Annotated in this window: 14 protein-coding genes; 7 read left to right on the top strand and 7 right to left on the bottom strand. The window is 67.7% G+C overall.

Features of this window, described 5'->3' with window-relative positions; genetic code table 11:
- Window positions 1–176 precede the first annotated feature (176 nt).
- Complete coding sequence (locus ACGF7Y_RS31470) at window positions 177–1,373, bottom strand: epoxide hydrolase family protein (protein WP_393240232.1); 1,197 nt, start codon at window positions 1,371–1,373, stop codon at window positions 177–179.
- 462 nt (window positions 1,374–1,835) lie between these two features.
- Window positions 1,836–2,798 (bottom strand): GntR family transcriptional regulator, encoded by a 963-nt coding sequence (locus ACGF7Y_RS31465; protein WP_393240229.1) that lies wholly within the window; start codon window positions 2,796–2,798, stop codon window positions 1,836–1,838.
- Window positions 2,799–3,023: 225 nt separating this feature from the next.
- Here ACGF7Y_RS31465 and ACGF7Y_RS31460 point away from each other — a divergent pair, with 225 nt between their 5' ends.
- Together ACGF7Y_RS31460 and ACGF7Y_RS31455 are read left to right on the top strand one after the other, a co-directional pair.
- Window positions 3,024–4,286 (top strand): FAD-dependent monooxygenase, encoded by a 1,263-nt coding sequence (locus tag ACGF7Y_RS31460; RefSeq protein WP_393240227.1) that lies wholly within the window; start codon window positions 3,024–3,026, stop codon window positions 4,284–4,286.
- Window positions 4,277–4,726, top strand: coding sequence for a VOC family protein (locus ACGF7Y_RS31455; protein ID WP_393240224.1), 450 nt, complete (start codon window positions 4,277–4,279; stop codon window positions 4,724–4,726). The genes ACGF7Y_RS31460 and ACGF7Y_RS31455 overlap by 10 nt, the downstream gene beginning before the upstream one ends.
- A 15-nt stretch (window positions 4,727–4,741) precedes the next feature.
- Here ACGF7Y_RS31455 and ACGF7Y_RS31450 read toward each other — a convergent pair whose 3' ends face one another.
- Together ACGF7Y_RS31450 and ACGF7Y_RS31445 are read right to left on the bottom strand one after the other, a co-directional pair.
- Window positions 4,742–5,026, bottom strand: coding sequence for a GNAT family N-acetyltransferase (locus ACGF7Y_RS31450; RefSeq protein WP_393240221.1), 285 nt, complete (start codon window positions 5,024–5,026; stop codon window positions 4,742–4,744).
- Window positions 5,027–5,069: 43 nt separating this feature from the next.
- Window positions 5,070–6,428, bottom strand: a complete 1,359-nt coding sequence (locus tag ACGF7Y_RS31445) for an FAD-binding oxidoreductase (RefSeq protein ID WP_393240218.1) — start codon at window positions 6,426–6,428, stop codon at window positions 5,070–5,072.
- 234 nt (window positions 6,429–6,662) lie between these two features.
- Here ACGF7Y_RS31445 and ACGF7Y_RS31440 point away from each other — a divergent pair, with 234 nt between their 5' ends.
- Window positions 6,663–6,983: a hypothetical protein gene (locus ACGF7Y_RS31440; RefSeq protein ID WP_157106783.1), complete on the top strand. Its 321-nt coding sequence runs from the start codon at window positions 6,663–6,665 to the stop codon at window positions 6,981–6,983.
- Window positions 6,984–7,043: 60 nt separating this feature from the next.
- A complete protein-coding gene (locus ACGF7Y_RS31435) occupies window positions 7,044–7,553 on the top strand; it encodes a GtrA family protein (RefSeq protein WP_393240215.1) in 510 nt (169 codons plus the stop codon).
- 150 nt (window positions 7,554–7,703) lie between these two features.
- Here the strand turns inward: ACGF7Y_RS31435 and ACGF7Y_RS31430 are convergent, their stop codons facing one another.
- Genes ACGF7Y_RS31430 through ACGF7Y_RS31420 form a run of 3 tightly spaced genes read right to left on the bottom strand, consistent with a single transcriptional unit; the run spans window position 7,704 to window position 9,658 of the window.
- Window positions 7,704–8,357, bottom strand: coding sequence for a Type 1 glutamine amidotransferase-like domain-containing protein (locus tag ACGF7Y_RS31430; RefSeq protein WP_393240212.1), 654 nt, complete (start codon window positions 8,355–8,357; stop codon window positions 7,704–7,706).
- A gap of 6 nt (window positions 8,358–8,363) precedes the next feature.
- Window positions 8,364–9,200 carry a maleylpyruvate isomerase family mycothiol-dependent enzyme gene (locus ACGF7Y_RS31425; protein WP_393240209.1) on the bottom strand — a complete coding sequence of 279 codons (837 nt, stop codon included), beginning with the start codon at window positions 9,198–9,200 and terminating at the stop codon, window positions 8,364–8,366.
- Window positions 9,197–9,658, bottom strand: a complete 462-nt coding sequence (locus ACGF7Y_RS31420; protein ID WP_393240206.1) for an HIT family protein — start codon at window positions 9,656–9,658, stop codon at window positions 9,197–9,199. Before ACGF7Y_RS31420 ends, ACGF7Y_RS31425 begins: the two co-directional genes overlap by 4 nt.
- A gap of 409 nt (window positions 9,659–10,067) precedes the next feature.
- On the opposite strand from ACGF7Y_RS31420, the gene ACGF7Y_RS31415 reads away from it, so the two are divergent.
- From ACGF7Y_RS31415 to ACGF7Y_RS31405, 3 genes are read left to right on the top strand one after another with little or no spacing between them, the layout of a single operon-like run.
- Window positions 10,068–11,255 carry a Re/Si-specific NAD(P)(+) transhydrogenase subunit alpha gene (locus ACGF7Y_RS31415; RefSeq protein ID WP_393240203.1) on the top strand — a complete coding sequence of 396 codons (1,188 nt, stop codon included), beginning with the start codon at window positions 10,068–10,070 and terminating at the stop codon, window positions 11,253–11,255.
- Window positions 11,255–11,572 (top strand): NAD(P) transhydrogenase subunit alpha, encoded by a 318-nt coding sequence (locus ACGF7Y_RS31410; RefSeq protein WP_062971051.1) that lies wholly within the window; start codon window positions 11,255–11,257, stop codon window positions 11,570–11,572. Before ACGF7Y_RS31415 ends, ACGF7Y_RS31410 begins: the two co-directional genes overlap by 1 nt.
- Complete coding sequence (locus ACGF7Y_RS31405; RefSeq protein ID WP_393240200.1) at window positions 11,572–13,002, top strand: NAD(P)(+) transhydrogenase (Re/Si-specific) subunit beta; 1,431 nt, start codon at window positions 11,572–11,574, stop codon at window positions 13,000–13,002. The genes ACGF7Y_RS31410 and ACGF7Y_RS31405 overlap by 1 nt, the downstream gene beginning before the upstream one ends.
- Window positions 13,003–13,026 lie beyond the last annotated feature (24 nt).

Below are 13,026 nucleotides of genomic sequence, written 5' to 3'. Positions count from 1 at the left end.
TCTGCGTTACCCGCACAGATGGCCTCGACCACCCGAGTGCGGAGGAGGGACGTTCGGGGTGTCCGGGCAGATAGTTCACGACCATGTCGAAACATCAGCGGGTCTCACGCGTGCTGCCTAGTCGTCGAAACGAGTGACAGTGATGCTGTCGAGTGACTGTCTCGCGTGGCCGGACTTCAGCCGACTTCGGCGAAGAACCGCCGGATGTCGCCGACGAGCAGTTCAGGTGCCTCGTGCGCGGCGAAGTGGCCTGCGGCATCGTTCGGACCGCCGATCGCCGAGCCCGCGTCGTAGGAGTTCCAGCTGACGATGTTGCTGTGGTCCCGCTCGGCGAACCGGCGGATCGACTGGAAATCGCCCTTGAACATGGCGAGTGCGGTGGGGGTCGTGGTCGCGCCGGTCGGGCGGTCGGTGCTGTGCGCCTCCTCGTAGTAGTACCGGACCGAGGAGGCGGCGGTGCCGGTCAGCCAGTAGAGGGCAACGTTGCCGATGATGAAATCGGCGTCCAGACTCTCACCGAAAAGTTGTGCGTTCCAGCCCAGTAGGCCGATCGGCGAATCGGAGAGCGCGTAGGCCAGCGTCTGCGGCTGCTGGCTGCACAGGATGTTGAAGGCCATTTTGTTGTCCTGGAACCACTTCAGGTGTTCGAGTGCCGCCAGATCCTCCGCCGAGAGGTCGACGAACTCGGCCGGGTCGCCGGACGGGAACGAAAACAGCTGTGTCACATGGACACCCACTACCCGGTCCGGCGCCAGGCGGCCGATCTCCGGGGAGACCATCGAGCCGCCGTCGTTGCCGATCGCACCGAAGCGCTGGTAGCCGAGCCGATCCATCAGCTCGATCCAGGCCTTGGCGACGCGCCGCATGGTCCAGCCGGTGCTGTGCGTCGGGCCGGAGAAACCCATGCCGGGCAGCGCCGGAATCACCAGGTGGAAGGCGGGATCCTCAGCGGACTCCGGCGCGGTCAGCGACTCGATGACGTCGAGGAACTCGAGCACCGAGCCGGGCCAGCCGTGGGTCAGGACCACCGGCAGCGCGTCCGCCCGAGCTGACCGGATGTGCAGAAAGTAGATGTTCTCGCCATCGATCTCAGTGGTGAACTGCGGGTAGGCGTTGAGCTTCGCCTCGAGCGTCCGCCAGTCGAAGGTCTCCAGCCAGTACTGTGCCAGACCGCGCACCCGATCCTCGGGCACCCCATAGGAGTCGCCGACGCCGGGCAGTTCGCTCGGCCACAGGGAGCGGCGCAGACGGTCGGCCAGATCGTCGAGTTCGGCCTGCGGAATGTCGACCTGGAAGGGCTTAATGGTGCTCACGGCGATCTCCTTTGGGAACGGAATGCTTTGTTCTGGTCGAACAGTAGCAGAACGGATCATTCCGTTTCAACCCTGGTGTCGGGCTGTCGACCCGCCCACTGACGTCTATCCGCCGCACTCCGCGACGGTGGCGAAGACGACCCCCGGTGCCCAGCCTGGCGGGCCCGCATCGACAGCCCGACCGACAGGTGCGTTTTACCGTCCCGGGGCGGGCTGAGGAACGCGACGTCTCGCGGGCGGTGATGATCGAGGTCGCTTTCCTCGGACAAGGTCATATCGGCGTGCGGGACTCGCAATTGGCGGTGGAAGGACCGCGAAGATGTCCGCGCAACAGGTTGTCGCCGGTCGGCTCACTCGCGCAGGAGCCGAAGCGGTGGAGGTCGAGGCCGACCACGTCGCCTTCGCTTGACCACGGTGACTGCTGGTGGCCTCCCCGCTGGCAAGCTGGCGCCCCACCCGGTAGCTCCGCGAGTGGCACATGGCTGCGGCGAAACGCGAGTAGACCTCCCGCTCATGTGCCACTCACGGACGCATGGCTGTGTGGGGGGTGACCAGGGCGGCGAAGCCGTCGAGGTGACGTGCGAGGCCGTATTCGAAGAGGTCGGTCAGGTTCGATGACTCCGGAATCGTTGCCAGGAGGGGGAATCGGCCGCTGGCGAGGAGATCGTGTGCTCGTGTCCGGAGTGCGATCGTCCAGTGGGTGAGGGTCATGCCGGTGTTCTGTTCGGCTTCGGATTCTTCCGCCATCGACCGGGCGAGGGTGAGGACCAGTGCGTGCAGGGTGAGCGCTTCGTACAGGCGGGTGGTCATGGAAAGGCCGAGGCCGTCGAGGGCGCGTAGTGTCCACTCGGTTTGCGCCATCATGTTGGGTGCGAGCAGAGGACGGGTGAACGAGACGACCTCGGGCAGCCACAGGTGCTGCTGGCACAGTCGCCATTGACCGCGGGCGATCAGTTCGAGTTTGGCGCGCCAGCCGTCCGGCCCCGGCTCGGGTAGTTCGAGTTCGCCGAAGGCCGTGTCGGCCATCTGCGTCAGCAGTTCGTCCTTGCTGTCCACGTACCGGTACAGCGACATCGGGCCCACGCCGAGTTCGGCCGCGAGTCGTCGCATCGACACCGCGTCCAGTCCTTCGGCGTCGGCGGTCCTGATGGCCCGGCGGACGATGTGGTTCCGGTTCAGCGTCTGACCGGGAAGGCCGGACGGCCGCAGCGCCGATGGAGCGGCGGGGCGGGACGCCATCGGGGCGGCCGGCTTGCGGGCGCTGACCACCGTGCCGGAACCGACTCGCGCTTCGACCAGTCCCTCTTCGCGGAGGGTCGCCGTCACCTTGGTCGCGGTCGCGACCGCGACGCCCCATCGCTGGGCGATCTGCCGGATGGACGGCACCCGATCGCCGGGGCGTAAGTCGCCGGACACGATCCGCGCGCGGATCTCCGCGACGATCGTCCGGTACGGCGGATCCGGCCGTTGCGCGGATGACGACATGAGCTACTCCGATCCATCGTGTCAGGTCACTGTCGACCATAGTGCACTAGTTCGATCGCGAACGTCCTAGTGGACTTATTTTGTTGCCGTATAGCGTATTTCGTGCGGTACGAGCTACGGTGACAAGCGGATCCGATACGGCGTACGCAGCTGGTGCGGCGGGATCGTGGCCGTGCACCAGCCGCCGCCACTTCGTCGGCAGGACACTCCGAACAGGGAGCACGTATGAAGAATCGAAGCGTCCTCATCTCCGGGGCCGGGATCGCCGGGTCCACCCTGGCGTACTGGCTGCACAAGTACGGCTTCCAGCCGACGGTGGTGGAGCGCGCGGCGGCACCTCGCAGCGGTGGCCACGCAGTCGACATCCGCGGTGCCGCCCGACAGGTGGCCGAGCGGACCGGCATCGTCGCCCGAGTCCGGCAGGCGCACACCGGAGCGCGCGGATTGGCGTTCGTCGATCGCGAGGGCAAGCGCGTCGCGACGATGGGTACCGACGTCTTCGGGCACTCGGGCGGCCCCGTGGCCGAGATGGCCGTTCTCCGTACCGATCTGGCCCGGATCCTCTACGACGCGACCCGTGACGACGTCGAATACGTCTTCGGTGACTCGATCACCGCGGTCGGCCAGGACGAGGACGGCGTGCGCGTCGACTTCGAGAAAGGCGGGTCCAGGCGATTCGACCTGCTGGTCGGCGCGGACGGGGTGCACTCCACTGTCCGCGGTCTGGTCTTCGGCCCGGAGCAGCGCTACATCCGCGATCTCGGCTGCTACATCGCTCTGTTCAGTACCACCACGGCGCTCGAGCACGACGGTTGGCAGCTGATGTACACCATGCCCGGCGGAAACGGCCGACCCGGCCGGACAGCCGGGCTGTACCCGAGACCCGTTCCCGGAGAAGCGTTGGCCGGATTCTTCCTGCGCTCGGCCTCGCTGGGATACGACAAGCGTGATATCGACGAGCAGAAACGGATCGTCGTCTCCGCCTTCGAGGGTGACGCCTGGGAGATCCCCAGGACGCTCGCCACGATCTGGGAGGCGCCCGATTTCTACTTCGACCGGGTCGACCAGGTGCACATGGACACCTGGTCACGCGGCCGGACGGTACTGGTCGGGGATGCCGGCTACTGCGCCTCGCCGATGTCGGGCATCGGTACCAGCCTGGCGCTGGTCGGTGCCTACATTCTGGCCGGCGAACTCGCCGCGGCGGATGGTGACCATCGCCGCGCCTATGCCGCCTACGAGCGAGAGATGCGCGAGTTCGCCGACCGCGCCCAAGAGTTCGCCCGGGCCGCGGGCGACGGCGGTCTGATGCCGGACTCACGCGGACAGCTCCGGCTACGCAACCTGACCATCCGGATGCTGCCGTTCCTGCCGAGGCGTCTGGTCGGGCGAGGCATGGAGAAAGTCGCCGACGTGGTCGAACTGAAGGACTACACGGCGTTCACAGGGGCTGTGGCCCGCGACAGAGGAGGACAAGCATGCAGGTGAGCACGTTCCTGTGGTTCGACGGCATGGCCGAGCAGGCCGCCGACCACTACACACGACTGATCGCCGACTCCGAGATTCTCGACGTACAGCGCGCCGCGGACGGTCGCGCCACCACCGTCACCTTCGAACTGGCCGGACAGCGGTACATCGCCTACAACGGCGGGCCGCGGTGGGCCTTCACCGGAGCGCTCTCGATGTACGTCGAGTGCGCTTCGCAGGAGGAGGTGGACACCGTGTGGGCAGGTCTCACCGATGGCGGGAACGAAGGGCCCGGCGGTTCACTGACCGACCGTTTCGGCGTGACCTGGCAGGTGATCCCGAAAGCCCTCAGCGAACTGCTGGAGGACGCCGAACCGGACACGGCCGAACGGATTCTGCGCGCGGTGCACGGCATGACGAAGATCGATATCCGAGGCTTGCTCGCCGCGAGCGGCGGTTGAGCGCGTCGGTGCGGCTCAGGAGACCAAGTCGGCGTACTCGCGGTGTTCGGCGATGTACTTCTCCACGTACCAGCAGGTGGGGATAACCGAGAAGCCCTCATTGCGGGAGTCGTCGAGGGCGTATTCGACGACCTGGGCGGCCACTCCGCGGCCCCGGAACTCGGGGAAGGTCATGGTGTGGTGGAAGTCGCGGACCTTGGGATCTTCGCGTTCGGCGTAGTCGGCGTACCCGGCGAGGGTGTCGTCGATGTAGATCTCGAAACGGGTATCGGCGACGTTGTGTTCGAGCCTGGTCGTCATGTTCGAGTAGAACTCCTTGCGCGCGGGGAATGTTCCGAGGCGGTCACAGGATCGCGCCGGGGTTGAGGATGCCGTCCGGGTCGAGGGCGTCCTTGATGCGCCTGGTCAGGGCCATCACGTCGGGGCCGAGCTGATCGGGCAGCCAGGCCTTCTTCAATCGGCCGACGCCGTGTTCACCGGTGATGGTGCCGCCGAGGGCGATGGCCAGGTCCATGATCTCGCCGAAGGCTCGATGCGCCCGCGCGGTGAGATCCGCGTCGGAGGGGTCGTGCACGATCAACGGGTGGGTGTTGCCGTCGCCCGCGTGCGCGATCACCGACACCGTCACCGCGTTGCGCTCGGCGATCTCGGCGACGCCGCTCACCAGGTCGCCGAGCCGGGGCAGCGGCACGCCGACGTCCTCGAGCAGCAGCGGGCCGAGCTTCTCCACGGCGGGAATCGCCAGACGCCGGGCGGCCGCGAACGCCTCGCCCTCGGCGGGGTCCTCGGTGTGGAAAACCTCGGTGGCGCCTGCTTTCTCGCAGGCCGCCGCCATGATCTCGGCCTCGCGCCTGGCGAATTCGCCGGGTGCGTCGGAACGCGCGACCAGTAGCGCGGCCGCCTGCCGGTCCAATCCCATCCGCAGCTCGTCCTCCACGGCGTTGATCGACACCGAGTCCATGAACTCGAGCATCGAGGGCCGCAGTTCGCCGGTGATGGTCAGGATCGCCTCGGTGGCGGCGGTGAGCGTGGGGAAGCTCGCGACGACCGTGCTCTGCGGCGGTTGCGCGGGCAGCAGTCGCAGGGTCAGTTCCGTGATCACTCCGAGCGTGCCCTCGCTGCCGACGAACAGCTTGGTCAGCGACAGTCCGGCCGAGTCCTTCAATCGCGGACCACCCAGCCGCACGACGGTGCCGTCGGCGAGCGCGACCTGCATCCCGAGCACGTAATCGGTTGTCACGCCGTATTTCACACAGCACAGTCCGCCCGCGTTCGTCGCCGCGTTACCGCCGATCGAGCAGATCTCGAACGACGACGGGTCGGGCGGATACCACAGGCCGTGCTCCGCGACCGCGCGCTTGACCTCGGCGTTGAGCAGGCCCGGCTGCACCACGGCGGTCCGAGTGACCGGGTCGACGGTAATATCCCGCATCCGCTCGGTGGTGAGCACGATCGCTCCGTCGACCGCCGTGGCGCCCCCGGACAGCCCGGATCCGGCTCCGCGCGGGATCACCGGGACACGATGCGCGGTGGCCCATCGCAGCGTGGCGGCCACGTCGTCGGTGCTGGTCGCCCGCACCACGGCGAGGGCGGTCCCGGCGTCCGGATCCCGCGCCCAGTCCTGGCGGTAGCCCGCCAGCAGGTCGGCGTCGGTGAGCACCGTGCCGTCGGGGAGGGCGGCGATCAAGTCATGCAGGTCCACAACTTCACGCTAGCTCCCCGTGCCCGTGATTTGCTGATCGGCCGACCCGTGCGCGTGTGGCGCGCGAAAGCCCCGGAATGTGATGTCACCCGCCACAGTGGTATTACCGCTGTCGGGAGACCAGAATGCCCACAGGGGCTTAGTGTTCGGGGCATCGAGTTCTCCCGGCGCCGCCGTGTCGTGGCGCAGGCCGACCATGCGGTTCGCCGCGTACCACTTGGAGGGATGGAACGGATGCAGGGCGAACAACCCAGTCGCCGGGAACTGGTCGCCGCGATGTTCTCCAGCGAGTTCGTCGAGGGCGGCATCGACCCGGACGTGCTGCGCCGTGTGCACGCGGGCGAGCACGAGGAGTGGCTGACCGCGCTGGACCGCTCCGGTGTCTTCGGCAAGGAGGCCCTCGCCGAGCTTGCCGACCTCTGGCGCCGCGAGCCCCGCGAGTTGCTGGAGGCGCTGCTGGCGGACGCGGACGATGTCGCGCGGCGGCGATGCCTCGCGGCCTGGGCGGGCTTGGACCAGGCCCAGGACGGTCCCGGCCGGGCGCAGATCAGCTGATCCACCGGGCGGTCGCCGCCTGCTCATCTGCCGGACATCTGCCGCTGGCAGCCTGGTCGCGTGCACGAGCCGTCCGAGACCGCCGATACGATCGCCGACCGGTTCATCCGCTGGTGCGAGGCGGTCGTGCGGCGGCTGCCGCTGGGGCTGGATCGTCTCGTCCCGCCGACCTTCCTGGGCTTCGCGCTGATCAACAGCGGCACCTTCGCCGTCGACTTGGCGCTGCTCACCGTTTTGCACGGCTCGTTCGATCTGCCGGTGTGGTTGTCGGTGACCGTGGCGTACGTAGGCGCGTTCGGACTCGCCTTCGTGCTGAACCGTACGTTCAACTTCCATTCCCACGCGCCGGTCGGCAGGCAGGCCACGGTGTACGTGGGGGTGGTCGTGGTCAACTACCTCGCGTTCATCCTCGGCGTCGGCAGCGGACTCACCGCGCTAGGGCTGGAATACCACCTGTCCCGGTTACTGGCGGGCGCGGGCGAAGCCGTCTACATGTACAGCGCGATGCGCTGGGTGGTCTTCCGCCGGGCTGCCGAGCCGGAACCCGAACTCGCGCCGGACGCGACGTGAAGACCCGGACGTAGCCGTCGGCTGTATCGGCTCGACGCGCGCTATTGCACGCCGAAGACCCTTTCGGGGCGCAGGTGCGAGTGCGGATCTACGGCTACCGCGTGCGCGATCTCGAACCGGGCGCGATCTCGAACAATGGGTTGCGGATGTTCAGGACGCCGCCGGATCGATCAGCACCTCGACGCGCGCGCCGTCGACCACGATCGCGTCCTCATCGGTCAGGGCCCAGTGCGCGACGCCTTCGGCCCGGTAGCGGGCGGCGAGCCGAGTGCACTCACCGTCGGGATCGGTGGCCGAATCGATGTGCGGCACGATCCGGCGGTCGACCAATCCCAGTCCGTCCCAGCGCGGTTCGATTCCGCACGCCGGAGCGACCTCGCCGGGGTCGTCCACCGACTCCAGGCCGTGCAGGTCCGGGGTCATCACGCAGGCCCCGGCGCTGTAACCGGCGTAGACGAGCGCATCCGAGGCGAGCAGCCGAGGAAGAACCCGGTCCGCGCCGCTGCGGGCGAACTGGGCGCGCAGCACGAAGGTGTTGCCGCCGCGCACCCACACCAGCGGGAATTCGGCCAACTTCCGTTCCAGCTCGGCTTCCCGACCGGCGTACTCGCGCAGGTCGAGCACCTCGGGGCGGTAGCCGAGCTTGCGCAACGGTGCCATGTCACTGGTCACCGCGCCCGCCCACGCCTGCGGCCAAGCGTCGCAGGCGTTCGGAATCAGCGCCACCCGGCCGGGCGGGCCCGCGAGCGCGGCGAGCCGGTCGTAGTGCGCCCCGAAGCGATAGCTGGACAGGAACAGCCGCATCGCGGATCAGATGGTGAAGGCCAGGTGGCGCACGATGCGTTGCCCGAGTTCGGCGTCGCCCCGGATGGTGATCTCGTCCAGGTGCTCCTCGGCGGTCGTCCGACCGCCGCCGAGCCGCACGAAAAGCCTCGAGTCCAGGCCGATCTCGACCGTGGCGGGTTCGTCGAATCCGTCCACGTAGCGCGCCCGGCCCGCCACCTCGATGTGCAGGGTCTTGGCCAGGGGGCCGGTCAGCGCGAAGGTGATCCGCGCGCCGTCCGGCGCCTCGCCCTTCTTCGCCACCACGCGCGGGATGCTGCCCGCGAACTCCGCCAACGCCAGCTCGCCGCGTGGCCCGCCCTCTTCCACCGGCACGCCGAGCGCGTCGGCGATGTCGAGTTCGTGCATCCAGCAGTCGAACAACCGCACCCGCATGAACCTGCCGTAGGTCACCTGCCCGATCGGCGAGACGATCTCCTTCTCCCACTCGTCCTCGCCCATGGCCGCGAGCGCGGCGCGTCTGCGCGCGATGACGTCGCGATAGAACTCGAGCAGCCGGGCCCCGGACAGCGGGCGCAACCGGTCCACCCAGATCTCGTTGAGCACCGCGGTCTCGTTGCGCACGTAGGGAAGCGTGCGCACATCGGTCTTCGCGGTGGTGGGGTCGTGGGCGGGCGGGCGGTCACCCAGTAGCCAGGACTCGGTGCCGACCATATGCGCGAGGACGTCGAACACGGTCCAGCCGGGCAGCGACGACGGGGTGCGCCAGCGGTCCTCGTCCAGCGGAGCGACCAGCGCGTCGATCACGTCCCATTGCCGTGCCAGCAGGTCGATCAGCGTGGCCCGATCGAACGTCTCGGTCATCCGTCGATTTCCTTTTCCGGGCGTTCGCCCTCGTCGTCCAATGCGGCGATGCCGTCCCGGATGGCCGCGGCGGTGGTCACCGGATCGTGCGGGCGCCGCAGCAGGAATCCCTTGGCGAACCGTAGCTTGTCGCCGTGCCTGCGCGGGATCACGTGCAGGTGGACGTGCGGCACGGTCTGGAACGCGGCGGTTCCGTCGTTGAGTACCAGGTTGGCGCCGTCGGCGGCGAGGCTGCTGCGCCGGACGGCCAGTGCGAGCCGGTGCCCGGCCCGGAAGATCCGCGCGCCGAGTTCGGCGTCGAGGTCCTCCAACTCGGCGGCGTGCCGCTTCGGTATGACCAGCGTGTGCCCGCGGGCGACCGGCCGGATGTCGAGGAACGCGCAGAGCGCGTCATCCTCGTACACCTTCGCCGCCGGCGCCTCGCCTGCCACGATGCGACAGAAGACGCAGTCGTTCACACGCTGGACCATACGGCGTACGAGCCGAGCGGAACACCCCCGGAGCGTCGTTCGGCAGGACGCGCACGTCCGCTCACCGGGACGCCGGGCCTCCGATCAGGCCCCCACCTCGAGGTTGGTAACAGACTTTTACGTACGGTCTTGCCGTGTTCACCTGCGGCGACCACGATCACAGAGCGAGAAGGAAAATGGGTCGACCGCGGCTTCGATGAAAGACGGCTCGCTCCGTGGCGACCGGGGAACCCCCGGCGCACCGGCGCGAATCGCCCGGCGTGTGTGACGGGCATCTCAGCTAGGCTCACGGCCGGCCAGGTACAGTTGCGAGGATTTGGGCGAACTTACTCGACGGTAACATCGTCCGGTCGTCTACCCGTTGCCTGAAGCTCGGTAAGAGAAGGAAGTCTGACAAGTGGAGACAACGCAGAGCGTAGGCGATCCATCGCCGCGCGGCGCGCGTGTCGGTGTCGTTCGCGAATCGAACGCGGGCGAGCGACGTGTCGCATTGGTGCCGAAGATCATCCCCAGCCTGGTGAAGCAGGGCGTGGAGGTCGTCGTCGAGTCCGGGGCCGGACAGGGCGCGCTCATTCCCGACGAAGCGTATGTGGAGGCGGGCGCGACGATCGGTGATCCGTGGTCGGCGGATGTGGTGGTGAAGGTCGCCCCGCCCAGTGACGCCGAGGTGGCCAAGCTGTCGTCGGGGCAGACGCTGATCGGTTTCCTCGCGCCGCGCAACGCCGACAATCAGATCGGCGCGCTGAAGTCGGCGGGGGTGCAAGCGTTCGCGGTGGAGGCGATTCCGCGGATCTCGCGCGCGCAGGTGATGGACGCGTTGTCCTCGCAGGCGAATGTGGCGGGATACAAGGCGGTGTTGCTGGCGGCGTCGGAGTCGACGCGGTTCTTTCCGATGTTGACCACCGCCGCAGGCACAGTGAAGCCCGCGACCGTGCTGGTACTGGGTGTGGGCGTGGCGGGTTTGCAGGCGCTGGCGACCGCGAAGCGCCTCGGTGGTCGGACCACCGGGTACGACGTGCGTCCCGAGGTCGCCGATCAGGTGCGGTCGGTGGGTGCGCAGTGGCTGGATCTGGGGATCGACGCCGCCGGTGAGGGCGGGTACGCCCGCGAGCTCACCGACGAGGAGAAGGCCGAGCAGCAGCGGGCTTTGGAAGACGCGATCAAGGGCTTCGACGTGGTGATCACCACCGCGCTGGTGCCGGGGCGTCCCGCGCCGCGCTTGGTGACGGCCGCGGCGGTCGAGGGCATGAAGCCGGGCAGCGTGATCGTCGATCTGGCCGGTGAGACCGGCGGCAACTGCGAGTTGACCGAGCCCGGACAGACCGTGGTCAAGCACGAGGTGACCATCGCCTCGCCGTTGAACCTGCCCGCCACCATGCCCGAGCACGCCTCGGAGCTGTACTCGAAGAACATCGCGGCGCTGCTGGAGCTGATGCTGGTCGACGGCAAGCTCGCGCCCGACTTCAGCGACCAGGTGCTGGCGGATTCCTGCGTCACCCGTGCCGCGGCCGACTCGGCGGACGCGACCGAATCGGCGGAGTCGGCGCAGGTGAACGACGCGACCGAGGCGAAGGTGGAGAACTGATGTATACCGAATTGCTGGCGAATATCGCGATCCTGGTGCTGTCCGGGTTCGTCGGTTTCGCGGTGATCTCCAAGGTCCCGAACACGCTGCACACGCCGTTGATGTCGGGCACCAATGCCATTCACGGCATCGTGGTGCTCGGCGCGCTGGTCACGCTGGGTAATGTGCAGGACCCGTCGATCCTGACGCAGATCATCCTGTTCGTCGCTGTGGTGTTCGGAACCCTGAACGTGATCGGTGGTTTCGTGGTGACCGACCGGATGTTGGGGATGTTCAAGGGCAAGAAGCCCGCTGCTGCGCAGAAGGCGGGTGAGTGATGCACACCTTCGACAACGTCACCTATCTGGTGAACGGTCTCTACATCATCGCCTTCGGCATGTTCATCTACGGTTTGATGGGATTGACCGGCCCGAAGACCGCGGTGCGCGGCAACTTGATCGCCGCGGTGGGCATGGCGCTGGCGGTGGTCGCGACGCTGATCTCGATCCGGCACACCGACAACTGGATTCTCATCGTCGCCGGTCTGGTGGTCGGTGTCGTGCTGGGTGTGCCGCCCGCGAAGTACACCAAGATGACCGCGATGCCGCAGCTGGTGGCCGCGTTCAACGGTGTCGGCGGTGGCACGGTCGCGTTGATCGCGTGGTCGGAATTCATCAACTCCCAGGGTTTCTCGCGCTTCGACGAGGAACCGACCGTGCACATCGTGATCGGGTCGCTGTTCGCGGCGATCATCGGTTCGGTGTCGTTCTGGGGTTCGCTGATCGCGTTCGGGAAGCTGCAGGAGATCCTGCCCGGCCGCCCGATCGGGATCGGCAGATTGCAGCAACCGTTGAACCTGCTGCTGCTGCTCGGCGCGGTCGCCGCGGCGGTGGTGATCGGCGTCGGCGCCACCGGTGCGGGGGTGTCGCAGCTGTGGATGATCGCGGTGCTGGTGGCAGCCGGTGTGCTCGGATTGATGGTGGTGTTGCCGATCGGCGGCGCGGACATGCCGGTGGTTATCTCGCTGCTCAACGCGCTGACCGGATTGTCGGCCGCCGCGGCGGGATTGGCGTTGAACAACACCGCGATGATCGTCGCGGGCATGATCGTCGGCGCGTCGGGCACCATCCTGACCAACCTGATGGCCAAGGCGATGAACCGGTCCATCCCGGCGATCGTCGCGGGCGGCTTCGGTGGCGGCGGTGCCGCGCCCGGCGGCGCGGGCGGTGAGCAGAAGCAGGCCAAGGCCACTTCCGCCGCGGACGCCGCGATCCAGATGGCGTACGCCAATCAGGTGATCGTGGTGCCCGGTTACGGTATGGCGGTCGCGCAGGCGCAGCACGCGGTCAAGGAGATGGCTTCGCTGCTGGAGGCAAAGGGTGTGGAGGTCAAATACGCCATCCATCCGGTCGCCGGTCGTATGCCGGGGCACATGAACGTGCTGCTGGCCGAGGCCGAGGTGTCCTATGACGCGCTCAAGGAAATGGACGACATCAACGGCGAATTCAATCGCACCGATGTCGCCTTGGTGATCGGCGCCAACGACGTCACCAACCCCGCCGCCCGCGAGGACGCCTCCAGCCCGATCTACGGCATGCCCGTGCTCAACGTCGACCAGGCCAAGAGTGTCATCGTGCTCAAGCGGTCGATGAACAGTGGTTTCGCCGGTATCGACAACCCGCTGTTCTACGCCGACCACACCTCCATGCTGTTCGGCGACGCCAAGAAGTCCGTCGGAGCGGTCACCGAGGAACTGAAGGCGCTGTAGGCCGGAGGTTCCCGCGAAGCGCCC

This window comes from Nocardia sp. NPDC047654 (genome assembly GCF_043205035.1).
Taxonomy (GTDB): domain Bacteria; phylum Actinomycetota; class Actinomycetes; order Mycobacteriales; family Mycobacteriaceae; genus Nocardia.
The sequence above is the reverse complement of the archived record's forward strand: the minus strand, read 5'-3'. Positions and strand labels throughout refer to the sequence as shown.

Excerpts from the sequence above, each read along its gene's own strand:
- ACGF7Y_RS31410 (WP_062971051.1), top strand. The coding sequence starts at position 11,255 with ATGTATACCGAATTGCTGGCGAATATCGCGATCCTGGTGCTGTCCGGG.
- ACGF7Y_RS31460 (WP_393240227.1), top strand. The coding sequence starts at position 3,024 with ATGAAGAATCGAAGCGTCCTCATCTCCGGGGCCGGGATCGCCGGGTCC.
- ACGF7Y_RS31425 (WP_393240209.1), bottom strand. The coding sequence starts at position 9,200 with ATGACCGAGACGTTCGATCGGGCCACGCTGATCGACCTGCTGGCACGG.
- ACGF7Y_RS31470 (WP_393240232.1), bottom strand. The coding sequence starts at position 1,373 with ATGATCCGTTCTGCTACTGTTCGACCAGAACAAAGCATTCCGTTCCCA.
- ACGF7Y_RS31440 (WP_157106783.1), top strand. The coding sequence starts at position 6,663 with ATGCAGGGCGAACAACCCAGTCGCCGGGAACTGGTCGCCGCGATGTTC.
- ACGF7Y_RS31465 (WP_393240229.1), bottom strand. The coding sequence starts at position 2,798 with ATGTCGTCATCCGCGCAACGGCCGGATCCGCCGTACCGGACGATCGTC.
- ACGF7Y_RS31450 (WP_393240221.1), bottom strand. The coding sequence starts at position 5,026 with ATGACGACCAGGCTCGAACACAACGTCGCCGATACCCGTTTCGAGATC.
- ACGF7Y_RS31455 (WP_393240224.1), top strand. The coding sequence starts at position 4,277 with ATGCAGGTGAGCACGTTCCTGTGGTTCGACGGCATGGCCGAGCAGGCC.
- ACGF7Y_RS31405 (WP_393240200.1), top strand. The coding sequence starts at position 11,572 with ATGCACACCTTCGACAACGTCACCTATCTGGTGAACGGTCTCTACATC.
- ACGF7Y_RS31430 (WP_393240212.1), bottom strand. The coding sequence starts at position 8,357 with ATGCGGCTGTTCCTGTCCAGCTATCGCTTCGGGGCGCACTACGACCGG.